Here is a 20783-nt window from a genome sequence, read left to right as displayed (position 1 = left end):
CCCTCGCGAACAAGTCACCGCCCGGAACGGGAACTTGGATCGGACAGTGCGCTTCTGCGGCTGAGCAGGGGTTACTGCGTCTACAGCGAGGCTTCCGGCATCTCTGCGTGAGCGCCGCCGCACTTAAAGTAGCGGTCAGGTGCTCAGATCTGCAACAGGATCTCTGCGATTGATGGACCCACCCCGAGCGTTAGCGGCAAACTGTGGCCCAACCACCGGGAAGGTCCACATGGCACTGCGCACGCACATCACGGAACGGCAGCGGCGTCTCGGCTCCGAACTGCGCAGACTGCGAGAAGCCGCGAACCTTTCGGTGAACGCGGCCAGTGCACAGATCGGCATGGGCGCCCCTCACCTGAGTCACATCGAAGCCGCCCGCACAGCGATCGCGGCCGACCGTCTCACCGCACTGTTGTACGCCTACGGCGTCAGATCTGAGCCCTACGCCGCATCGCTGGCCTCGCTGGCGGAAAGCGACGGCAAGGGCTGGTGGTCCGCGTACCGGCGCTCATTCCCCCAACGCACGCTGGACCTGGCGGAACTGGAGTCCGGCGCAGTCCACATCCACAGCTACGAAACCCTCGTCCTGCCGGGCCTCCTCCAGACGGAGGCCTACATGCGGGCCCTCTTCCAAAGCTCCCGACCGACAGCGCGGCCCGATGAGATCGAGAACCTGGTGGCATTCCGACTCGCCCGCCAACAGTCGGTGCTCGAACCACCCGGGCCTCATCTGCACACCGTCATCCACGAAGCCGCCGTCCGACTGGTCGTCGGCGATGCTCGGGTCATGCGCGAGCAATTGACGCACTTGCTGAGTGCTGCGGCCATGCCCAACGTAACTCTCCAAGTCCTGCCCTTCGAAGCGGGACCAGGGACTTGGCTGAGCGCACCTTTCCTGCACGTCGAACCAGTCGTGGCGCAACTTGGCACGGTCCTCTTGGAGCACCCGGCGGCGCGAGTCGTCCTCGACGACGAGGAGAGCCTGGCGCGCTATCGGACCACGTTCGCCGACCTGTGCCACAACGCTCTCCCACCGGCCGTGCCCACCGACTCCCGTGAGCACCGGGACTCCTGCGGCCTGATCCAACATCTGCTCTACACCCACCAGGAGATTCACCATGACTGAACTCGTCTGGCAAAAGTCCACTTTCAGCGAGGGGGGTGGAGACAATTGCGTCTACGTGGCCGCCACCCGCGAACCGACCGCCACCATCCACCTCCGGGAGAGCGACACCCCGGAGGCAATCCTCAGCACAACACCCGAGGCCCTCGCCGCCCTGATACGCACCCTCACCAAGACCCGCCCGTGAGCGAACTCCGCTGGCAGAAGTCCACCTTCAGCGAGGCGGCAGGCCCCAACTGCGTCTACGTGGCCGCCACCCGCGAACCGGCGGCGCCGGTACTGGCGGGAGCGGAGGTACCCGCCAGGGAGCCGGTGGCCGAGGCCACCGGCAGGATTACTGCGCGCCACCCTGGCCCGCGCTGCCGATCGGGCCGACCTTGACCGAGGAGCCCGTGCCATCGCTGACCGGCAGCGTGGCGGCGCCCGGCCACTCAAGGGAGTACGACTTCGTCTCACCGGGCGGGGTCACCACGAGGCCCGTGACACGGACACCGGAGCCGCCCGTGTCGTTCATCGGGTAGCTGACCGTGAAGGACACCGACTCCCCGTCCGTGAGGAGCATCTCCTCGGCGGGCTTGCCCTCGCGCGTGGCGGACAGGTTCCCCGCGTTGGTCTTCAGGTCGACGCCCGCGAACCCGGAGAGCAGGCAGGCCCGGTCACCGGGGTTCGCGAACGCCACCGCGACCGAACCCTTGTCGTCACCGTCGATGGTGCTGTCCGTCGCCGAGATGTCGAGGTCATCCGTACGGCACTTCTCGGCCCGCTCGACGTTGCCCGCGCCGCTCCCGGCCGCGGTGCCCTGCCCGCCGGACTCCTTGCCGGCCGACTCCTTCCCGCCGCCCTGCTCCGCACCACCGTCCGAACCGGAGCCACCGCCCGAACCGGAGCCGCCCGTGGAGGACGAGCTGGAGGCGGCCGACGGGTCACCCTGCCCCGTGACGTCGTCGCCGTTGCAGGCCGTGAGCGAGAGACTCGCGGCGACGGTCAGGGCCGCGGCGGCGATGCGGAGCGTGCGGCGACGAGCGGCGGTGGTGGTGTTGGAACGCATGGCGGGATCCCCCGTAGGTAGTAGGTGGCGTCCCCTCCTCGGGAACAAGACCGACTCTGGTCGAGCCCACTAATGCCGAACTCCCACCCGACTAACATCCGCCTAACGAACCCTGCTGAGCTGCGAAAAGGCGTCGGAAAGTCGCTGTAACGCCCCGGGCCTCCCCGTGCCCGCCGCCACGGAATACCCCACCCCCACGCCCGGGTTGGCCCCACATGACGACTGACGCACCCTTTGATCCGCACGCCCTGCTCAGCGGCGCCAGCCTCGGCGTGCTGGCGACCATCAAGGCCGACGGGCGGCCCCAGCTCTCGCCCGTGATGCCGTCGTACGACCGCTCCGCGGGCGTCATCCGCATCTCGACGACCGCGAAGACCGCGAAGTTCGCGAACCTGCGCCGCGACCCCCGCGCCGCGCTGGAGGTGACCAGCGCCGACGGCCGCGCCTGGGCCACGGCCGAGGGCGACGCCACCCTCATCGGGCCCGGGACCGACCCCCAAGGCCCTGAGGTGCAGGCCCTTGTCGACTACTACCGTGCCGCCGCCGGTGAGCACCCGGACTGGGACGAGTACCGCCGCGTCATGGTCGCCGACCGCCGGGTGCTGATCACGTTGACGGTCGAGAAGGTGTACGGCACGAAGCTCGACTGAGTCTCGCCTCGCCTACCCCCAGGCGCACGCCCGTCGCCCGCCGCCCGTCGCCCGTCCCATCGGCGTACGCCTTGCAGGAAAATCCCACCGACCGTGACGCCTCGCCGTCCCCGGTGGGATTTTCCTGCAGCCGCCCCCTCCAACACCCCCCAAGCCCCCTCCCCCACCCCCCAGTTGACCTACCCTTGGCCCTCCACGACACACGAAATCCCACCCGCAGGGACCCCCTATGTCCATGGAGCCCGTTGTCCGCATCCCCTCGACGCTCGCAGCACCCCTCGTACAACGGCTCATCCGCACGCCCCCGCCACAGCCGCCCGCCGCGCCCGGCCTGATCGCCGCCCTCACCACCTGGCGCGGCGCCGACGCCCCCGCGACCCCGGACGACGTACACCGCACCGCCGCGGACTTCGTCCACCTCGCCGCCGAGGCACGACCCGCCCCGACGGCCGAACTCGGCTCCGTCATCGATGTGTTGACGCGCACCCTCCTCGCGGTCGGCGAGCTCGACCTCACCGACGTGGACGCCGTGCGCCTCGGCCCGCAGGACTACGCGCGGCGTCTGAGGGGCGCCGTACAGGGCGCGGACCGCGCGCTGTCCCCCGGCGCCGCGTCGTTCCACGACGAGCTGCTCGTGGCCGTGTGCCTGCATCTCCTGTACCACTTCGTCCGCCGCTCCCCGCACATCCAGCGGGACATGGCCGAGCGGGCCAGCCGCATCCGCCAGCTCATCGACCTGAACGACGCGGAGGCCGCCGCCCGCCAGCCCGAACGCTCGCAGGAGGACCGCGACTTCGAGGCCGCGTACGCCGAAGAGGTCGTACGCCAGCACGGCTGGCTCACCATCGTCGGCGTGGACCTCTCCAACGCGCCGGACCGCTGGCCCCTGGAGGACACCTACCTCAGCCTGGAGGCCGAGGAAAGCAGCGGCAGCGGCGTACCGGGCGAGCCGCGCACCGTGCTGCTCGCCGACCGGGCGCTGGAGGGGCACGAGCGGGTCCTGCTGCGCGGTGTCGCGGGCTCGGGCAAGACGACCCTCGTCCAGTGGCTCGCCGTGGCCGCGTCGCGCGAGGGCACCCGCGTGCCCTTCGTCCTGCCCGTACGCCGCTTCGCCCGCGAGGGCTTCCCCGCCCCGGACGACTTCCTGCACGCCATCAGCCACCCACTGGCCGACCAGGCACCCGAGGGATGGGTCGTGCGCACCCTCCTCGCCGGCCGCGCCATGCTCCTGGTCGACGGGATCGACGAGGCCCCGGAGGCCACCCGCGGCGAGCTGCGCAACCAACTGCGCCGCCTCCTTCGCATCTTCTCCGGCAACGGCTGCCTGGTGACGTCCCGCCCCTCCGCCGTCGAGGACGGCTGGCTCGCCCAGGAACGCCTCGCCGAGGAGGGCTTCAAGGAACTCTCCCTCGCGCCGATGTCCCGCGACCAGGTCACCCATTTCATCCACGACTGGCACGCCGCCGCGATGAGCGACGACCAGTGCAAGGAGCAGTCGGAGCGCGACAAGCTCAGGGAGTACGAACAGCGGCTTCTGCACTCCGTCCGCATCTACCGCGAGCTGCGCCAGCTCGCCACGAACCCCCTGATGTGCGGTTTGATCTGCGCCCTGAACCGCGACCGCTCCGGCTCGCTCCCCAAGGGGCGCAAGGAGCTGTACGACGCGGCCCTGGAGATGCTCCTGCAGCGCCGCGACCCCGAGCGCGATGTCTTGTACGCCGATGATGTGCGGCTCCAGCAGGGTCCCCGGGAGCTGCTCCTGCGCAAGCTGGCCCACGCGATGGTGGAGGAGGGCGTCTCGGAGCTGCCGCGCGAGCGCGTGGTCGCGATCCTGGACGGCGCGCTGCCCGCCATCCCGTCCGCACGCGCCGAGGGCGACGGCGAGAAGATCTTCCGGCACCTCCTGCATCGCACGGGCCTGCTGCGCGAACAGGCCGGCCTCTCGGTCGACTTCATCCACCGCACCTTCCAGGACTACCTCGCCGCGAAGGAGATAGTGGCCCGCGGCCAGTTCCGCACCCTCGTCGAGCACGCGCACCGCGCCGAGTGGGAGGAGGTCATCCGCATGGCCGCCGCCCACGCTCGCCCCGAGGAGTGCGCCGACTTCCTCGAGCGGCTCCTGGCCGCCGCCCCGAACCTGCGCCGCCCGCACGTGAACCACCGGCGCCTGATGGCCGCGGCCTGCCTGGAGCACGTCACCGAGCTCGACCCGCAGGTGCAGCAGCTCGTCCACGACCGTACGAAGCACCTGGTGCGCCCCACCACGGAACTGGCCGCCCGCAGCCTCGGCTGGGTCGGCCCCATCGTCCTGGAGCAGCTGCCGGACCCCGAGCAGGTGCCGAGCGACCAGCAGGCGCTGCTCCTGGCGATCACGGCCACCCGCGTCCAGGACGACGCCGCCATCGACTACCTCGCCCGTATGCGCCACCGCTCGGCCCTGTCCATCCGGGCCGAGCTGGTCCGCCCGTGGCGGCACTTCGACACGGAGCGGTACGCACGCGAGATCATCGCCCACCTCGATCCGCTCGGCCTGTACTTCCCGGTGTCCGACACGGCCGAACTCGCGGCGCTACGGGAGCTGGGCGGCCGGCCGTGGATCCAGGTGGTGGGCGTGATGCGCACCGAGGAACTCCTGGACGGCCTGGAGCACGACCAGCTGACCCACTTGTGGATCACCGCTGAGCTGGCCGACACGGACATGTCCTGGCTCGCCCGCTTCCCCAACCTGAGCGTGCTCCGGGTGAACCCACGCCTGCGCCGCGTACGCAACGTCCCGGAGGGCGTCACGATCACTTCATAACCGGGGGGTGCGCCCCGCCAGGGGCGCGGGGAACTGCGCGACAAGCCACGAAGCACCCGCGGCCAAAGGTCAAAGGTCAAAGCAAAAGGGGCTGCCCCGGACCGTGGAAAACGGTCCGGGGCAGCCCCAGTGAGCCAGTGTGACGGCGAGCCCGGAGGGCTACGCCTCCTTGCTCAGGTTGGGCCCGGCGCCACCAGCCGCCTGCTCGATCGGCGGCACATCCGGAAGCGCCGCCTTCTCCTCGCCGCGGAAGGTGAACTTGGCTTCCTCGCCCTCACCCTCCGTGCCGACGACCACGATGTGGCCGGGGCGGAGCTCGCCGAAGAGGATCTTCTCCGACAGGATGTCCTCGACCTCGCGCTGGATCGTCCGGCGCAGCGGCCGGGCGCCCATGACGGGGTCGTAACCCTTCTTGGCCAGAAGCTTCTTCGCGTCACCGCTGAGCTCGATGCCCATGTCGCGGTCCTTGAGACGCTCGTCCACCTTGGCGATCATGAGGTCGACGATCTGGATGATGTCTTCCTCGGTGAGCTGGTGGAAGACCACCGTGTCGTCGACACGGTTCAGGAACTCCGGGCGGAAGTGCTGCTTCAGCTCGTCGTTGACCTTGGTCTTCATGCGCTCGTAGTTCGTCTTGACGTCACCCGACGCGGCGAATCCGAGGTTGAAGCCCTTGGAGATGTCACGCGTGCCGAGGTTGGTCGTCATGATGATGACCGTGTTCTTGAAGTCCACGACCCGGCCCTGCGAGTCGGTCAGACGACCGTCCTCCAGGATCTGCAACAGCGAGTTGAAGATATCCGGGTGCGCCTTCTCGACCTCGTCGAACAGCACGACCGAGAACGGCTTGCGACGGACCTTCTCCGTCAGCTGACCGCCCTCTTCGTAACCGACATATCCGGGCGGCGAACCGAAGAGACGCGAGACCGTGTGCTTCTCGCTGAACTCCGACATGTCGAGGGAGATCAGGGCGTCCTCGTCACCGAAGAGGAATTCGGCGAGCGTCTTGGAAAGCTCCGTCTTACCGACACCGGACGGGCCGGCGAAGATGAACGAGCCACCGGGACGCTTCGGGTCCTTCAGACCCGCTCGCGTACGACGAATCGCCTGCGAAAGCGCCTTGATGGCGTCCTTCTGGCCGATGACCCGCTTGTGGAGCTCGTCCTCCATGCGCAGCAGACGCGAGGACTCCTCCTCGGTCAACTTGAAGACCGGAATGCCGGTGGCCGTGGCCAGGACCTCGGCGATGAGCTCGCCGTCGACCTCGGCGACGACGTCCATGTCGCCGGCCTTCCATTCCTTCTCGCGCTTGGCCTTCGCCGCGAGCAGCTGCTTCTCCTTGTCGCGGAGAGAGGCCGCCTTCTCGAAGTCCTGGGAGTCGATGGCCGACTCCTTGTCGCGACGCACGCCCGCGATCTTCTCGTCGAACTCGCGGAGGTCCGGCGGCGCGGTCATCCGGCGGATGCGCATCCGGGAACCGGCCTCGTCGATCAGGTCGATCGCCTTGTCCGGCAGGAAGCGGTCCGAGATGTACCGGTCGGCCAGGGTGGCGGCCTGGACCAGCGCCTCGTCCGTGATGGAGACCCGGTGGTGGGCCTCGTAACGGTCGCGCAGACCCTTGAGGATCTCGATGGTGTGCGGCAGGGACGGCTCCGCGACCTGGATGGGCTGGAAGCGGCGCTCGAGGGCCGCGTCCTTCTCCAGGTGCTTGCGGTACTCGTCCAGCGTCGTGGCACCGATGGTCTGCAGCTCGCCTCGCGCCAGCATCGGCTTGAGGATGCTCGCGGCGTCGATCGCGCCCTCGGCGGCGCCGGCACCCACCAGGGTGTGGAGCTCGTCGATGAACAGGATGATGTCGCCGCGGGTGCGGATCTCCTTGAGGACCTTCTTCAGGCGCTCCTCGAAGTCACCGCGGTAGCGGGAGCCGGCGACCAGCGCGCCGAGGTCAAGCGTGTAGAGGTGCTTGTCCTTCAGCGTCTCGGGCACCTCGCCCTTGACGATGGCCTGCGCCAGGCCCTCGACGACGGCGGTCTTGCCGACGCCGGGCTCGCCGATGAGCACGGGGTTGTTCTTCGTACGGCGGGACAGCACCTGCATGACCCGCTCGATCTCCTTCTCGCGCCCGATGACCGGGTCGAGCTTGGACTCACGAGCGGCCTGGGTGAGGTTCCGGCCGAACTGGTCGAGCACCAGGGACGTGGAAGGCGTGCCCTCCGCAGGACCGCCGGCGGTGGCGGTCTCCTTGCCCTGGTATCCGGAGAGCAGCTGGATGACCTGCTGCCGCACCCGGTTGAGATCGGCGCCGAGCTTCACGAGGACCTGGGCGGCGACGCCCTCGCCCTCGCGGATCAGGCCGAGCAGGATGTGCTCCGTGCCGATGTAGTTGTGGCCCAGCTGAAGGGCCTCGCGGAGCGAAAGCTCCAGGACCTTCTTGGCACGGGGGGTGAAGGGGATGTGGCCGGACGGGGCCTGCTGGCCCTGACCGATGATCTCCTCCACCTGCTGGCGGACCGCCTCGAGCGAAATCCCGAGGCTCTCCAGGGCCTTAGCGGCGACACCCTCGCCCTCGTGGATCAAGCCCAGGAGGATGTGCTCGGTGCCGATGTAGTTGTGGTTGAGCATCCGGGCTTCTTCCTGAGCCAGGACGACAACCCGCCGCGCGCGGTCGGTGAACCTCTCGAACATCGTTAATCGCTCCTCAGAGCGGTCAGGCAGTAAGGGGGCTGTCCCCTCCCTGTCCTTCCGCAGCTTAGTCCCGCAAGCGGGGACCGCTCATTCCAACTGCCGACACCCGGCCGAGAACAAGAGGTGCCTCCTGACCCCGAACGCCGACAACTGCTCCAACCCGATGGTGCGAGACGATGTTCCCGCAGGCCAAGCACTTACCCTCACCACCACTACGCCGATGGCGAACGTGAGACGGCCTCGCGCGTGTGTCGCCCCTCCCCACTAGGGATGTCTTACCCGTAAGGACTGACACTCCATGCGGCGCGCGCCGGTTCCCTCCGCTACGGGCGAACACCCTTGCGCGGCCGAACACGCTTTTACGCCCTCTTTCCGGGCACCGAGAGCAATCACGCGGGCACTCTGCGTAACCCGAGACGCTTCCGGCCGGTTGCTCCATGCATGGCCTTCACCGTTCCCCAGCCCCGTGTACCGGTCGAGCAGAGCGACCCGGTGCGGCAGTGGTACGCGAACGAGCTCGGCTGGGCGACGGACGAGCGCCGTCCGGGGCTGCCGGTGCAGCTCCTGACGGGGCTCCGCTTCGACGTACTGCAGCTGCCCGCCGAGGCCGGCTTCGCCGCGCTGAGGCACCTCGGGCCGAAGGCGCCGGTGGCCCTGCGAGGAGAATCGATGCGGCTCTTCGTGGCCGCGGGAAGCGCCGACGAGCTGCCGGGGCTCCTGGACTGGCTGGAGTGGGGCGGCATTCCCCTGGACCTCACGGCCGTCGGTGCGGGCGGACGGATCGACGCGCCCACGCCTCCGGGGTGGTCCGGCACGCAGGGGGCCGCCGTGTGGCTGCGACCCCCGGAGCCCGGGTGCGAGGTGGAGCCGACGCTGCCGGCATTGCCGTCCCTGTCCTGCGTGGGGGGTGGCGCCATGCCTCACAGCGACCCCGCCGTGGGCTCCGGTCTCGTACGACTCGTGGACACGGCGGCGACGCAATGCCACCGGGTCCGGCTGCGACGAACCCGTCGTCAGCCGTTGGCCTTCTCGTAGGCCTCGCGGATGGACGCGGGGACGCGGCCGCGGTCGTTGACCTCGAAGCCGTTGTCCTTGGCCCAGGCGCGGATCGCCGCGGTGTCCTGACCGCCGCTCGTGGCGGAGGCGCGGGCCTTGGAGCGCCCGGCCGAACCACGGCCACCGGTGCGACGACCACCCTTGAGGTAAGGCTCAAGAAGACCGCGGAGCTTGTCCGCGTTCGACGTGGTGAGGTCGATCTCGTACGACTTGCCGTCCAGCGCAAACGTCACGGTCTCGTCTGCCTCGCCACCGTCGAGGTCATCGACAAGAAGGACCTGAACCTTCTGTGCCACCGGATTTCCTTTCATCGATAACTTAGGGCCGGATCGCACGGCGCGAGCCGCAGAATCGCCGCCCCCTGTTATATGCAGTACTGCAGTACGTCGGAAAGCAAACCGCTTTTGCTGGGAAAACACAAACCCCCGGGAGAGACCGGGGACCCCGAGAACCCAGGAAACATGCGCGTTTCGGACATAGGGAACCGGGGCAGCAGGCAGCCCGGAATACCGGCGACGATCACAGATGCAGAAGCATCCGGCTGTTGCCCAAGGTGTTCGGTTTCACTCGTTCGAGGCCCAGGAACTCCGCGACGCCCTCGTCTTTGGAACGCAGCAGCTCGCTGTAGACATCTCCGTCGACAGGTGTCTCACCGATCTCCACGAAGCCGTGCTTCGCGAAGAAGTCGACTTCGAAGGTGAGACAGAAAACCCTGCGGACACCGAGCCAGCGAGCGGTCTGCAGCAACTTCCCCAACACCTGATGCCCCACTCCGACGCCCTTGACGTCGGGGTTCACGGCGAGAGTGCGCACTTCCGCGAGGTCTTCCCACATCACGTGCAGTGCACCGCAGGCGACGACCTCGGCGTTGTCGTCGCGTTCCGCCACCCAGAACTCCTGGATGGACTCGTAAAGGGCGACCGTCGCTTTGTCGAGCAGGATCCCCTGACGGGCGTAGGAGTCCAGGAGGTTGCGTACGACCGGCACATCGGCTGTGCGCGCCCGGCGTACGGAGACTGCTTTAGCGCTGAGTTCAGGGGGTTCTGCTGGCATGACCGGACGCTATCGCTCTGCTTCGGGCTCCGCCTCGCCGGGGTTCTGCGGGGCTTGAGTGGCGGGGCCTTGAGAGATCGGTGCTTCTGAGATCGGTGCTTCGGAGATCGGTGCTTCGGAGATCGGTGCTTCGGAGATCGAGGGCTGCGAGATCGGGCCCAGGATCCGCATCGCGTCACTCAGCGCTTCGCGCTGTTGTGCCGACATCATCCCGAAGAACGCGACGAGAGCGGCCGCGGGGTTGTCGCTCTGCGACCACGCTTCGTTCATCAGTGCGGCGGCGTAGGCGGCCCGAGTGGAGACCGCCTCATATCGATAGGCACGGCCTTCCGCTTCACGGCGCACCCAGCCCTTCTGATGAAGATTGTCCAAAACGGTCATGACGGTGGTGTACGCGATGGACCGTTCCTGCTGAAGGTCTTCCAGGACTTCTCGAACGGTCACGGGGCGGTTCCACTTCCACACCCGTGTCATGACTGAGTCTTCGAGTTCTCCCAAGGGGCGAGGCACACGAGAACAATAGTGGGAGATGTCACTAATGACGTGACGGACGTGGCGGAGGCGCCATTTCCCCAACAAAAAGGGCGTACGACTCGGAATGTGAGCGAGTCGTACGCCAAGAGTGCGCGAGTGGTGACCTCAGGTCACCGGAGATCGGAGACGTCAGGCCTTGGGGGTCTGCCGGGCGCCCTCGGCGCTGGAGATCACGGCGTCGACGGCCGCGTCCTCCTTGGCCTTGTTGGCGCCGCCCTGGGTCTTCACGATCGTCACGATGAGACCGCCGAAGAACACGGCCATCACTACGGGGGGCAGGAGCGCGGAGACGTATTCCATGCCCCCAGAGTAGCTAGCCCGCGGCGAGCTGGTGCGGCGGGTCCGTCGGGCGGCGCTTGGGAGGGAAGACCTCGGCCGGGGTCGGCACGGGGCGTGGCGGCTCCGGGGCGGCCGGTTTCGCCGGCGGGGAGCTCGGCGTCTTGGGCTTGGGCGCCGCCCGGTCACCGGCCTCGCTCCGGCCGCCGGGGAGGGCGAGCAGGCGCGTGCGCGAGGCGGGGACGAGGGGGCGGGGCGCCGGGACGCCCGCATGGGACCGGCCGGCGAGACGGGCGCGTACGGCCTGTTCGGCGACGGTCCGGCAGCGGTCGAGGAGGGCGGCGGCCACCGGGTTGCCGCGCAGGGCGCGCAGCGCGGCGAGATCGTCGGCGCCGGGCTGGTAGCCGGTGGAGAGGACGTCCTCGAGGAGTGCGAGGTAGCCGGTGGCGGTGCCGGGCAGGGCCGTCCGGTAGCGGGCGAGGTCGGCCAGCAGGAAGGCGCGGAGCCTGGCACCCTCGCTCACCGCCTCGTCCACGGCGTCGGCTAGGCGTAGGCAGTCCTTGACGTCCTCGTCGGAGACGGGGCTGGGATGCAGGGCGAGGGCCAGAGCGCGGCGGAGCACACGCAGTTCCTCCGCACCGAAGGCCATGCCGCCGCGAGATCCGTATGGCGTGGGCATGGCCTGACAATACGTGCAAAGTGGACAAAATCCGCTTAACGCCAATATGTGGCGTGGCTCTGCCCGCTCGCGTGTCTAGTCCGAGCGGCGGCGGATCATCGCGAAGGCGACCGCGCCGACCCCGAGGGCGCCGGCCGCGGCGGCGGCTATCCAGGGCAGGACGTTCGCGCCGGTGTCGGCCATCTTGCCGTCAGGGACTTCGCGGGTGTCCGGTGACGTGGTGGAGGTGGGGGTCACCCCCGAAGGCGCGGTGCTGGAGGTCGTGGAGGGTGAGGCCGTCGGCGCCGAGACGCTCACCGCGTACGCGGGGCGCCCCTCGTCGAACCCGGTGGCCGTGTGCGCCGCCGCGGCGGGACCGGCGAGGCCGGCCAGCACCCCGGCCGCCACTGCCGCGGCCAGTCTTCCCCTACGCCCCATTTGCTCCACGCCCGCTCGAACCTGCTCAAGTCCCGTCCCTGCGCAGACTCTTGTATGGGGCGCAGGGTTGTGTGCGCAAGCCCCGCTTATGAGCCGCCGGTTATGAGCCGACGGCTCCGGCGGGGCTCAACGGCGGGACGTCAACTCCGGGACACGTTCCGCTCGTAGACCAGGCGGAGGCCGATGAGGGTCAGCCACGGCTCGTGCTCGTCGATGACCGTGGCCTCGCCGAGCACCATGGGCGCGAGGCCGCCGGTCGCGATGACCGTCACGTCGTCCGGGTCGCCGCCCGGACCCGCCAGTTCGCGGGCCATGCGCTGCACGACGCCGTCGACCTGGCCCGCGAAGCCGTACAGGATGCCCGACTGCATGGCCTCCACGGTGTTCTTGCCGATGACGCTGCGCGGCCTGGCCAGCTCGATCTTGCGGAGCTGGGCGCCCCGTACGCCGAGGGCCTCCACGGAGATCTCGATGCCGGGGGCGATGACGCCTCCGGTGTACTCCCCGCGCGCGGAGACCGCGTCGAACGTCGTCGCCGTGCCGAAGTCGACGACGATGGCGGGGCCTCCGTAGAGCTCGACCGCCGCGACCGCGTTGATGATGCGGTCGGCGCCGACCTCCTTGGGGTTGTCCATCAGGATCGGCACGCCGGTCTTGATGCCGGGCTCCACCAGGACGGCGGGCACGTCTCCGTAGTACCGCCTGGTGACCTCGCGCAGCTCGTGCAGGACGGAGGGGACGGTCGAACAGATGGCGATGCCGTCGATGCCGTCGCCCAGCTCGTCGCCGAGCAGCGGGTGCATGCCCATCAGGCCGTTGAGCAGGACGGCGAGTTCGTCGGCGGTGCGGCGGGCCTCGGTGGAGATGCGCCAGTGCTCGACGATCTCCTCGCCGTCGAAGAGGCCGAGGACGGTGTGCGTGTTTCCGACGTCGATGGTCAGCAGCATGTCGTCGTCACTCCGCCGCGCGCAGGTCGAGGCCGATGTCCAGGATCGGCGAGGAGTGGGTGAGGGCGCCCACCGCGAGGAAGTCGACGCCGGTCTGCGCGTACGCCCTGGCGTTCTCCAGGGTGAGGCGGCCGGAGGACTCCAGGATCGCCCGGCCGTCGACGAGGGCCACGGCCTCCGCGGTCTCGCCCGGCGTGAAGTTGTCCAGGAGGATCAGGTCGGCGCCCGCGTCGACGACCTCGCGCAGCTGGTGCAGGGTGTCGACCTCGACCTCGACGGCCACGTCGGGGAAGGCCTCGCGGACGGCCTTGAAGGCCTGCTCCACGCCTCCGGCGGCCACCACGTGGTTGTCCTTCACCAGGGCCGCGTCGGAGAGCGACATGCGGTGGTTCACGCCGCCGCCCATCCGCACCGCGTACTTCTCCAGGGCGCGCAGACCCGCCGTCGTCTTGCGGGTGTCGCGGACCTTGGCCTTGGTGCCGTCCAGTGCGTCGGCCCACGCGCGCGTGGCCGTCGCCACGCCGGAGAGGCGGCACAGGAGGTTGAGCGCGCTGCGCTCGGCGGTGAGCAGGTCGCGGGTGCGGGTGGTGACGCTGAGCAGCTTGTCGCCCGCCTCCACCCGGTCGCCGTCCTCGACGTGCCGCTCCACCTCGAAGGTGTCCGTGCAGACGATGGAGATGACGGCTTCGGCGATGCGCAGGCCCGCCGCGGTGCCGGCCTCGCGCGCGGTGAAGTCTCCGGTGGCCACGGCCTCTTCGGGGATCGTGGCGACCGAGGTGACGTCCACGCCGCCCGCCAGGTCCTCCTCGATCGCCATGTGCGCGATGTCCTCGACCTGCACGGGGTCGAGCCCCGCCTCGGTCAGGAGCTGCGCGAGAGCGGGGTCGAGGCCGCACTCCATGGGGTCGTACGCGTCGTCTCCGCCGCAGCCGCAGGCATCGCCGCAGCCGCCGGTGGGGGCGAGAGGGAGGTCGTCGGGGGTGCTCACGGTCACTTCTCCTGAAGGCTGGTCGTCGGGGGGAAGTCTGCGGTCTCGGTCGCGCGCAGGGCCAGGGTCCGGTCCGCGTTGAGGCGTACGACGATGTGGCGCCGCCAGGCCTCGTCGTCGCGGTCGGGGCGGTCCTCGCGCCAGTGGCAGCCGCGGGTCTCCTCGCGGCGCTGCGCGGCGGCCACCAGGACGCGGGCGACGCACAGGAGGTTGGTGGTCTCCCAGGTGTCGACGCCCGGCTCGGCGGTCTTGCCGTCCTCGGCGAGCGCGCCCGCGGCCTCGGCGTGGATGCGGGCGAGCCGGGCCGCGGCCCCGGAGAGGGAGTCGGCGGACCTGAGCACTCCGGCGCCCTCGGTCATCACGCGCTGGATGGCGAAGCGGGCCTCGGGGGGCAGCAGGGGGTGCGCGGGGGTGTCGGGGTGGGAGACGGGTGCGGGCACGCGCGCGTGGAGCGTCCTGCCCGCGTGCGCCGACTCCGCGTGCGCCGACACCGCGTGCGACGACGCGATGTCGTCGGCGATGCGCTCGGCGTAGACCAGGCCTTCCAGAAGGGAGTTGGAGGCCAGGCGGTTCGCTCCGTGCACGCCCGTGCAGGCGACCTCTCCGCAGGCGTACAGACCCGGGACCGTGGTGCGGCCGTGCGGGTCGGTGCGGACGCCGCCGGAGGCGTAGTGCGCGGCCGGCGCGACGGGGATGGGCTCGGTCACCGGGTCGATGCCGTGGGCGCGGCAGGCGGCGAGGATCGTCGGGAAGCGGTTCTCCCACATCTCGGCGCCGAAGTGCCGGGCGTCCAGGAACATGTGCTCGGTGCCCAGTTCCTGCATGCGGCGCGTGATGCCCTTGGCGACGATGTCCCGGGGCGCGAGCTCCGCGAGCTCGTGCTGGCCGACCATGAAGCGCACCCCGTCCGCGTCCACGAGGTGGGCTCCCTCGCCGCGCACCGCCTCGGAGACCAGCGGCTGCTGGCCCTCCGCGTCGGCGCCCAGGAAGAGCACGGTGGGGTGGAACTGCACGAACTCCAGGTCGCTGACCTCGGCGCCCGCGCGCAGGGCGAGCGCGACGCCGTCGCCCGTCGACACGGAGGGGTTCGTGGTCGCGGAGAAGACCTGGCCCATGCCGCCGGTGGCGAGGACGACCGCGGGGGCGTGCACCGCGCCCACGCCGTCGTGCTGGCCCTCCCCCATGACGTGCAGGGAGACACCGGCGGTGCGGCCGTCGGCATCGGTGAGCAGGTCCAGTACGAGGGCGTTCTCGACGGTCGGTATGTCCTGCGCGCGCACCGCTTCGACCAGGGCGCGGGAGATCTCCGCGCCGGTCGCGTCGCCGCCCGCGTGGGCGATGCGGCGGCGGTGGTGGCCGCCCTCGCGGGTCAGCTCGATGGCGCCTTCGGGTCCTGTGTCGAAGTGGGCGCCGGTCTCGATGAGGCGGCGCACCGCGTCGGGGCCCTCGGTGACCAGGGTGCGCACGGCCTCCTCGTCGCACAGGCCCGCGCCCGCCACGAGGGTGTCGTCCAGGTGCTGTTCGGGGGTGTCGCCCTCGCCGAGTGCCGCGGCGATGCCGCCCTGGGCCCAGCGCGTGGAGCCGTCGTCCAGGCGTGCCTTGGTGACCACGACGGTCTTCAGGCCCGCCGCCGAGCAGCGCAGGGCCGTGGTGAGACCGGCCACTCCGGAGCCGACGACGACGATGTCGGCTTCCAGGGACCAGCCGGGCGCGGGGGCGTGCAGCCGTATTCCGGTGGCGCTCATGGGGTGGCTCCGAACGTGAGCGGGATGTTGTCGATCAGCCGGGTCGCGCCGACCTTCGCCGCGACGGCGAGGACCGCCTCACCGGTGTGGCCCGGCCGGACGTCCGTGAAGTCGGCGGGGTCGACCAGCGCCAGATAGTCCAGTTCGAGCGGGGGCCTGCTGCGGGCCGCCTGGTCGAGGACGTGGCGGGCGGCGGCGCGGACGGCCGCGGGACCGCCGGGCACGGACGGCGTGACGGACTGGGCGAGCGCGTGGGTGTCGGCCGCGGCGCGGGACTCCCCCAGGGCGTTCAGGGCGTCGGCGCGCGCGTGCGTGACGGGGGCGAGCGCCGCCCGCGCGTGGAGGGCCTCCTGCGCGGCGTGCCGGTCGCGGCCCGCGAAGAGGGCCTGGGAGAGCGCGAGCGCGGTGCGCCGCTCGGCCGGGGAGAGGTAGCGGTTGCGGCTGGACAGGGCCAGGCCGTCGTCCTCGCGCACGGTGGGTACGCCGACGATCTCGACCCCGAAGTTCAGGTCCCGCACCATGCGTTGGATGAGGGCGAGCTGCTGGGCGTCCTTCTGGCCGTACAGCGCGACGTCGGGCCGGGTGAGGTGCAGCAGCTTGGCGACGACCGTGAGCATGCCGTCGAAGTGTCCGGGGCGGGTGGCCCCTTCGAGGAGGGTGCCCATGGGTCCTGCGCTGATCCGGACCTGCGGTTCGCCGCCGGGGTAGACCTCGTCCACGGAGGGGGCGAACACGAAGTCCGCGCCTTCCTGTTCGGCGATCTTGACGTCGGCGTCCAGGGTGCGGGGGTAGCGGTCGAGGTCTTCGTTCGCCCCGAACTGGAGGGGGTTCACGAAGACCGTGACGACGACTTCGCCCTCGTCGCCCGCGATGCGGCGCGCGGTGCGGATCAGGGTGGCGTGGCCCTCGTGCAGGGCGCCCATGGTCATGACGACGACGCGGCGCCCGGTACGCGTACGCGCGCGCAGCGGCTCGGCGGTGTGCACCAGGCGGGTCATCGGGCTCCTCCCTCGGCGTCGCCGGTCCCGGTCCCGCCCCCGCCGTTGGCCAGGACCCCCAGGAGGTCCTCGGCGAGCTCGGGCTTGAGCAGTCCGTGGGCGAGGGCGCGGTCGGCGGTCGCGCGGGCCATCGCGAGATAGCCGGCGACGGTCTGCGGGGCGTGCTTGCGCAGCTCGGCGACGTGCGCGGCGACGGTGCCCGCGTCCCCGCGCGCGACGGGCCCGGTGAGGGCGGCGTCGCCGGACCGCAGGGCGTTGTCCAGGGCGGCGCCGAGCAGCGGGCCGAGCATCCGGTCGGGGGCGGAGACGCCCGCTTCCTTGAGCAGGTCCATGGACTCGGCGACCAGCGTGACCAGGTGGTTCGCGCCGAGCGCGAGCGCCGCGTGGTAGAGCGGCCTGGCCTCCTCGGCGATCCACTCGGGCTCGCCGCCCATCTCGATGACCAGGGCCTCGGCGGCGAGGCGCAGCTCCTCGGGGGCGGTCACACCGAAGGAGCAGCCCGCAAGGCGCTGCACGTCCACGGGGGTGCCGGTGAACGTCATGGCGGGGTGCAGCGCGAGCGGCAGGGCGCCGGCGCGCAGCGCGGGTTCGAGGACCTGCGTGCCGTACCGCCCGGACGTGTGCACCAGGAGCTGGCCGGGGCGGACGGCCCCGGTCTCGGCGAGGCCCTCGACCAGACCCACGAGGGCGTCGTCCGGAACGGTCAGGAGGACCAGGTCGGCGCGCTCCAGGACCTGGGCGGGCGGGACGAGGGGGACGTCGGGCAGCAGGGCGGCCGCGCGTCGTACGGACGCGTCGGAGACACCGGACGCGGCGACCGGGCGGTGCCCGGCGAGCTGGAGTGCCGCGGCGAGCGCGGGACCCACACGGCCCGCTCCCACGACGCCCACCGTGAGCCTCGCGGGGCGGTCCCGCGGGTCTGGCTGATGAGGTGCGTTCACGCGATGACGCCTTCCCGTTCCAGTCCGCTCGGGGTACCGGACGATTTCTCGTCATGCTAACGCGATTGGTCGCTGCCGCGTCCTCGGCTGTCCACAGGCTGTGGGTATTGGTATGACCGGCGGCCGAGGGCACGCCATGCTCGGGGGATGACTGCACACGACGGAGAATCCGAGGTGAGCGAGCAGGACCTGCTCGCCGCCCGCCGCCGGTCCGCCGCCCTCGGCGCCACCCGCACCCTGCACCGCTGGTCCGCGCACCTCCCGCTCGCGGCGCGGCTCTCCGCGCTCGCGGACGCGGCGCCGGAGGTCGTGGGCCCGGACGAGCCCATCGACATCTACGGCAACGCGGTCGTCGCGCGCCTGGAGGACGAGGTCGCACGGCTGCTCGGCAAGGAGTCGGCCGCCTTCTTCCCGACCGGCACGATGGCCCAGCAGGTCGCCCTGCGCTGCTGGGCGGGCCGCACGGGCAACGCGACGGTCGCCCTGCATCCCAGGGCGCACCCCGAGGTCCACGAAGGGGGCGCCCTCTCCGCGGTGAGCGGGCTGCGCACGGTGCATCCGACGAGGGAGCCGCGGCTGCCCACGGCCGACGAGGTGCGGGACTTCGAGGAACCCTTCGGGACGCTGATGCTCGAACTGCCGCTCCGGGACGCCGGTTTCGCGCTGCCGTCCTGGGAGGAGCTCGAAGAGGTCGTGGAAACGGCCAGGGAACGTGACGCCGTCGTGCACTTCGACGGTGCGCGCCTGTGGGAGTGCACACCGCACTTCGGCCGCCCCCTGGCGGAGATCGCCGCTCTCGCGGACACCGTGTACGTGTCGTTCTACAAGTCCCTTGACGCTCTGAGCGGCGCGGTTCTCGCGGGCCCGCGCACCCTGGTCGACGAGGCGCGGACCTGGCGCCACCGCTACGGGGGCCAGGTCTTCCAGCAGTTCCCGGCCGCCGTCGCCGCCCTGCTCGGCCTGAAGAACACCCTCCCCCGGCTGCCGGACTACGTCGCCCACGCGCGCGTGGTCGCCGACGCGCTGCGCGAGGGGTTCGCGGCCGCCGGGGTGCCCTGGTCGCGCGTGCACCCCGAGCGGCCGCACACCCATCAGTTCCAGGTCTGGCTGCCGTACGACGCCGAGGTCCTCACCGAGGCGGCGCTCTCGCAGGCCGAGGAGACCAAGACCCAGCTGTTCGGCCGCTGGTTCCCGGACGGGCCGCCCGGCCTCTCGGTCACGGAGGTCACCGTGACCGAGGCGGGCCTGGAGTGGACGTCCGACGACGTCAATGATGCGGTCGCGGAGTTCGTGCGACGGATCCCCGGATGAGCCGGGCCACGGCTGCCCGGACCCTCCCGCGGGCGGGGCGCTCCTCGACGACGGCACGGAAGCGGCCGTAGTCGCGTATCTCGCGCAGGACCTGCCAGTCCTGCCGGCCGGGGGCGGGCGGGGTGCGTTCGTCGTGCTGGGCGGCGCGGTAGCTGTCGAGCAGGTACTGCTGGGTGATGCTCATGACGGGTTCGCCTCTCAGGACAAATGTTACTTATCGGGCCCCCTTGGGTCGACGGGAAGAAGCGTCGGCGCAAGGGGGTGCTGTCCGGGTCCGGTGGTGTCGTCGCCCGGCCCTGTCACCACAGACTGCTCCCGCCGTCACGCCGCCGTCGCGCCGATTGACGCCGGGCGTCAATCGGCGGCCGGGATGTCGGTGGCGCGGTGCACGATGGGTCCATGAGCGTGCACATCGAGATCGCGGGCCTGCCGCAGGAGCGGATCTTCTTCGACCCTTCGCCCCTGGCGGAGCTGGGCGTCGCCCTGCACGCGCTGGCCGAGCCCGGCCACCATCCGGGGCTGCACGGCTGGGCCACAGCGACGACCGCCTGCCTCAAGCCGGACCTCGCCGACCGGCTGTGCGAGGCCGACTTCCTGTGGCGGAACACGTTCTCGGACGTCTTCATGCCGTTCGCCGGGCTCGTCGACGGCGACGGCAGGCCGGGCGCCACCCTCACCGACGAACTGGACCTGCTCGACCGCCTGGACGACGAGCGATTCGTCATGGCGGCTTTGGAGTTCACCTGCGGCACGACCTACAACGAAGGCGGCCCCTCGCCGCTCACCGACCCGGCCCGGGGAGCGCGCGCCCTGGAGCTCGCCGCCACCCGCGGCACGCGCCAACTGGACTTCGCGCGGCGCCTGCTGAGCGACCCGCACACCGTCCGGGCCTGGCTGCGCCGCCTCCTGGAGGACTGTGACGAGGCGTTCTTCGCGGACACCTGGCGGCGAGTGCGCGTCCAACTGGCCGCCGACGCACGGCACAAGACCGAGATACTGCGCCACAAGGGCCTCGCCGAAGTCCTGACCTCAGTCTCGGCGGCCCTCTCCGTGGACGCGGACAGCCGGCGCATCACCGCGGACAAGCTCGTGCCGGGCCAGACGACCGCCCTTGACCACTCCCTGGGCGCGGGGCTCACGTTCGTGCCGTCGCACTTCGCCTGGCCGCACCTGATGGTCCTGCACGCGCCCGGCTGGCGCCCGGTGATCCACTACCCGGTGTCCGCGCCGGACCTGGCCAGGCCCACCTCGGTGGAGACCCTGGAGAAGCGGCTCACGGCCCTCGCGCACCCCGTGCGCCTGCGGTTGTGCCGGGACATGGCCCGCGCGCCCTTCACCACCGGGGAGCTGGCCCACGCGGTCGGCCTGACGGCCCCCGAGGTCTCCCGGCACCTCACCCTGCTCAAGAAGGCGGGCCTGGTCACCACAACTCGGCGCGGGCGGTACGTGATGCACCAGCTGGACGTCTCCGTGGTGGCCCGCCTTGGCAGCGACTTCCTGGAGGGCATCCTGCGCTGACCCCGCGGGACGCG

The 20783-nt window shown here is 70.8% G+C and carries 21 protein-coding genes and 2 pseudogenes; 8 read left to right on the top strand and 15 right to left on the bottom strand.

Annotation, left to right across the window (positions count from 1 at the left end):
• The first annotated feature begins 229 nt into the window (after nt 1-229).
• From AB0M70_RS33885 to AB0M70_RS33875, 3 genes are read left to right on the top strand one after another with little or no spacing between them, the layout of a single operon-like run.
• The gene (locus tag AB0M70_RS33885; RefSeq protein ID WP_365826150.1) at nt 230-1126 is read left to right on the top strand and encodes a helix-turn-helix transcriptional regulator; all 897 of its coding nucleotides are present in this window, start codon (nt 230-232) and stop codon (nt 1124-1126) included.
• Nucleotides 1119-1310, top strand: coding sequence for a DUF397 domain-containing protein (locus AB0M70_RS33880; protein ID WP_365826148.1), 192 nt, complete (start codon nt 1119-1121; stop codon nt 1308-1310). The genes AB0M70_RS33885 and AB0M70_RS33880 overlap by 8 nt, the downstream gene beginning before the upstream one ends.
• Entirely contained in the window at nt 1307-1504 is a 198-nt protein-coding gene (locus tag AB0M70_RS33875; RefSeq protein WP_365826146.1) for a DUF397 domain-containing protein, read from the top strand. Before AB0M70_RS33880 ends, AB0M70_RS33875 begins: the two co-directional genes overlap by 4 nt.
• Here AB0M70_RS33875 and AB0M70_RS33870 read toward each other — a convergent pair.
• On the bottom strand, nt 1458-2171 hold the full coding sequence (locus AB0M70_RS33870) for a DUF4232 domain-containing protein (protein ID WP_365826144.1): 714 nt from the start codon (nt 2169-2171) through the stop codon (nt 1458-1460). The genes AB0M70_RS33875 and AB0M70_RS33870 overlap by 47 nt on opposite strands.
• Before the next feature lie 215 nt (nt 2172-2386).
• Between AB0M70_RS33870 and AB0M70_RS33865 the strand changes: the two genes are divergently transcribed.
• The gene (locus AB0M70_RS33865) at nt 2387-2821 is read left to right on the top strand and encodes a PPOX class F420-dependent oxidoreductase (RefSeq protein ID WP_365826142.1); all 435 of its coding nucleotides are present in this window, start codon (nt 2387-2389) and stop codon (nt 2819-2821) included.
• A 235-nt stretch (nt 2822-3056) separates the two neighbouring features.
• Complete coding sequence (locus AB0M70_RS33860; RefSeq protein ID WP_365826140.1) at nt 3057-5621, top strand: NACHT domain-containing protein; 2565 nt, start codon at nt 3057-3059, stop codon at nt 5619-5621.
• 159 nt (nt 5622-5780) lie between these two features.
• On the opposite strand, the gene AB0M70_RS33855 is transcribed toward AB0M70_RS33860, so the two are convergent.
• Nucleotides 5781-8306: an ATP-dependent Clp protease ATP-binding subunit gene (locus AB0M70_RS33855; protein ID WP_344524723.1), complete on the bottom strand. Its 2526-nt coding sequence runs from the start codon at nt 8304-8306 to the stop codon at nt 5781-5783.
• Nucleotides 8307-8747: 441 nt separating this feature from the next.
• Between AB0M70_RS33855 and AB0M70_RS33850 the strand changes: the two genes are divergently transcribed.
• The gene (locus AB0M70_RS33850; protein WP_365826137.1) at nt 8748-9341 is read left to right on the top strand and encodes an SCO3374 family protein; all 594 of its coding nucleotides are present in this window, start codon (nt 8748-8750) and stop codon (nt 9339-9341) included.
• Here the strand turns inward: AB0M70_RS33850 and AB0M70_RS33845 are convergent.
• The 12 genes and pseudogenes from AB0M70_RS33845 to AB0M70_RS33790 all read right to left on the bottom strand — a co-directional run bounded on the left by AB0M70_RS33845 (nt 9320) and on the right by AB0M70_RS33790 (nt 17940).
• On the bottom strand, nt 9320-9658 hold the full coding sequence (locus tag AB0M70_RS33845; protein ID WP_363210622.1) for an Lsr2 family protein: 339 nt from the start codon (nt 9656-9658) through the stop codon (nt 9320-9322). The genes AB0M70_RS33850 and AB0M70_RS33845 overlap by 22 nt on opposite strands.
• Before the next feature lie 223 nt (nt 9659-9881).
• A complete protein-coding gene (locus tag AB0M70_RS33840; protein ID WP_363210621.1) occupies nt 9882-10415 on the bottom strand; it encodes an amino-acid N-acetyltransferase in 534 nt (177 codons plus the stop codon).
• Nucleotides 10396-10530 (bottom strand): annotated as a pseudogene (locus AB0M70_RS33835) (hypothetical protein); the annotation flags it as partial. The gene AB0M70_RS33840 and the pseudogene AB0M70_RS33835, both read right to left, overlap by 20 nt.
• A gap of 44 nt (nt 10531-10574) precedes the next feature.
• Nucleotides 10575-10925: pseudogene (locus tag AB0M70_RS33830) on the bottom strand (BlaI/MecI/CopY family transcriptional regulator); the annotation flags it as partial.
• A 153-nt stretch (nt 10926-11078) separates the two neighbouring features.
• Nucleotides 11079-11249 carry a hypothetical protein gene (locus AB0M70_RS33825; RefSeq protein WP_363210619.1) on the bottom strand — a complete coding sequence of 57 codons (171 nt, stop codon included), beginning with the start codon at nt 11247-11249 and terminating at the stop codon, nt 11079-11081.
• Between the two features lie 13 nt (nt 11250-11262).
• The gene (locus AB0M70_RS33820; protein ID WP_365826134.1) at nt 11263-11904 is read right to left on the bottom strand and encodes a hypothetical protein; all 642 of its coding nucleotides are present in this window, start codon (nt 11902-11904) and stop codon (nt 11263-11265) included.
• A 75-nt stretch (nt 11905-11979) separates the two neighbouring features.
• Nucleotides 11980-12321 (bottom strand): hypothetical protein, encoded by a 342-nt coding sequence (locus AB0M70_RS33815; RefSeq protein WP_365826132.1) that lies wholly within the window; start codon nt 12319-12321, stop codon nt 11980-11982.
• Between the two features lie 140 nt (nt 12322-12461).
• Nucleotides 12462-13268: a type III pantothenate kinase gene (locus tag AB0M70_RS33810; RefSeq protein WP_363210616.1), complete on the bottom strand. Its 807-nt coding sequence runs from the start codon at nt 13266-13268 to the stop codon at nt 12462-12464.
• A gap of 7 nt (nt 13269-13275) precedes the next feature.
• The gene (nadC, locus tag AB0M70_RS33805) at nt 13276-14256 is read right to left on the bottom strand and encodes a carboxylating nicotinate-nucleotide diphosphorylase (protein WP_365826129.1); all 981 of its coding nucleotides are present in this window, start codon (nt 14254-14256) and stop codon (nt 13276-13278) included.
• A 2-nt stretch (nt 14257-14258) separates the two neighbouring features.
• Nucleotides 14259-16001, bottom strand: a complete 1743-nt coding sequence (locus AB0M70_RS33800; RefSeq protein WP_365826127.1) for an L-aspartate oxidase — start codon at nt 15999-16001, stop codon at nt 14259-14261.
• Complete coding sequence (panC, locus tag AB0M70_RS33795) at nt 15998-16999, bottom strand: pantoate--beta-alanine ligase (RefSeq protein WP_365826125.1); 1002 nt, start codon at nt 16997-16999, stop codon at nt 15998-16000. The genes AB0M70_RS33800 and panC overlap by 4 nt, the downstream gene beginning before the upstream one ends.
• Entirely contained in the window at nt 16996-17940 is a 945-nt protein-coding gene (locus tag AB0M70_RS33790; protein ID WP_365826123.1) for a DUF2520 domain-containing protein, read from the bottom strand. Before AB0M70_RS33790 ends, panC begins: the two co-directional genes overlap by 4 nt.
• A gap of 147 nt (nt 17941-18087) precedes the next feature.
• Here AB0M70_RS33790 and AB0M70_RS33785 point away from each other — a divergent pair, with 147 nt between their 5' ends.
• Nucleotides 18088-19251, top strand: coding sequence for a beta-eliminating lyase-related protein (locus AB0M70_RS33785; protein WP_365826121.1), 1164 nt, complete (start codon nt 18088-18090; stop codon nt 19249-19251).
• Here AB0M70_RS33785 and AB0M70_RS33780 read toward each other — a convergent pair.
• A complete protein-coding gene (locus AB0M70_RS33780; RefSeq protein ID WP_365826119.1) occupies nt 19208-19435 on the bottom strand; it encodes a hypothetical protein in 228 nt (75 codons plus the stop codon). The two genes, AB0M70_RS33785 and AB0M70_RS33780, sit on opposite strands and share 44 nt — an antisense overlap.
• A gap of 221 nt (nt 19436-19656) precedes the next feature.
• Here AB0M70_RS33780 and AB0M70_RS33775 point away from each other — a divergent pair, with 221 nt between their 5' ends.
• Complete coding sequence (locus AB0M70_RS33775; protein WP_365826219.1) at nt 19657-20769, top strand: DUF5937 family protein; 1113 nt, start codon at nt 19657-19659, stop codon at nt 20767-20769.
• Nucleotides 20770-20783: the final 14 nt, after the last annotated feature.

This window comes from Streptomyces sp. NPDC051214, from assembly GCF_040682375.1.
Lineage (GTDB): Bacteria > Actinomycetota > Actinomycetes > Streptomycetales > Streptomycetaceae > Streptomyces.
The sequence above is the reverse complement of the archived record's forward strand: the minus strand, read 5'-3'. Positions and strand labels throughout refer to the sequence as shown.

What these genes read in the sequence shown, in the direction of transcription:
- AB0M70_RS33860 (WP_365826140.1), top strand. Translation starts at nt 3,057, where the DNA reads ATGGAGCCCGTTGTCCGCATCCCCTCGACGCTCGCAGCACCCCTCGTA.
- AB0M70_RS33840 (WP_363210621.1), bottom strand. Translation starts at nt 10,415, where the DNA reads ATGCCAGCAGAACCCCCTGAACTCAGCGCTAAAGCAGTCTCCGTACGC.
- AB0M70_RS33785 (WP_365826121.1), top strand. Translation starts at nt 18,088, where the DNA reads ATGACTGCACACGACGGAGAATCCGAGGTGAGCGAGCAGGACCTGCTC.
- panC (WP_365826125.1), bottom strand. Translation starts at nt 16,999, where the DNA reads ATGACCCGCCTGGTGCACACCGCCGAGCCGCTGCGCGCGCGTACGCGT.
- AB0M70_RS33810 (WP_363210616.1), bottom strand. Translation starts at nt 13,268, where the DNA reads ATGCTGCTGACCATCGACGTCGGAAACACGCACACCGTCCTCGGCCTC.
- AB0M70_RS33825 (WP_363210619.1), bottom strand. Translation starts at nt 11,249, where the DNA reads ATGGAATACGTCTCCGCGCTCCTGCCCCCCGTAGTGATGGCCGTGTTC.
- AB0M70_RS33800 (WP_365826127.1), bottom strand. Translation starts at nt 16,001, where the DNA reads ATGAGCGCCACCGGAATACGGCTGCACGCCCCCGCGCCCGGCTGGTCC.
- AB0M70_RS33855 (WP_344524723.1), bottom strand. Translation starts at nt 8,306, where the DNA reads ATGTTCGAGAGGTTCACCGACCGCGCGCGGCGGGTTGTCGTCCTGGCT.
- AB0M70_RS33780 (WP_365826119.1), bottom strand. Translation starts at nt 19,435, where the DNA reads ATGAGCATCACCCAGCAGTACCTGCTCGACAGCTACCGCGCCGCCCAG.
- AB0M70_RS33885 (WP_365826150.1), top strand. Translation starts at nt 230, where the DNA reads ATGGCACTGCGCACGCACATCACGGAACGGCAGCGGCGTCTCGGCTCC.
- AB0M70_RS33865 (WP_365826142.1), top strand. Translation starts at nt 2,387, where the DNA reads ATGACGACTGACGCACCCTTTGATCCGCACGCCCTGCTCAGCGGCGCC.
- AB0M70_RS33870 (WP_365826144.1), bottom strand. Translation starts at nt 2,171, where the DNA reads ATGCGTTCCAACACCACCACCGCCGCTCGTCGCCGCACGCTCCGCATC.
- AB0M70_RS33820 (WP_365826134.1), bottom strand. Translation starts at nt 11,904, where the DNA reads ATGCCCACGCCATACGGATCTCGCGGCGGCATGGCCTTCGGTGCGGAG.
- AB0M70_RS33880 (WP_365826148.1), top strand. Translation starts at nt 1,119, where the DNA reads ATGACTGAACTCGTCTGGCAAAAGTCCACTTTCAGCGAGGGGGGTGGA.
- AB0M70_RS33850 (WP_365826137.1), top strand. Translation starts at nt 8,748, where the DNA reads ATGGCCTTCACCGTTCCCCAGCCCCGTGTACCGGTCGAGCAGAGCGAC.
- AB0M70_RS33815 (WP_365826132.1), bottom strand. Translation starts at nt 12,321, where the DNA reads ATGGGGCGTAGGGGAAGACTGGCCGCGGCAGTGGCGGCCGGGGTGCTG.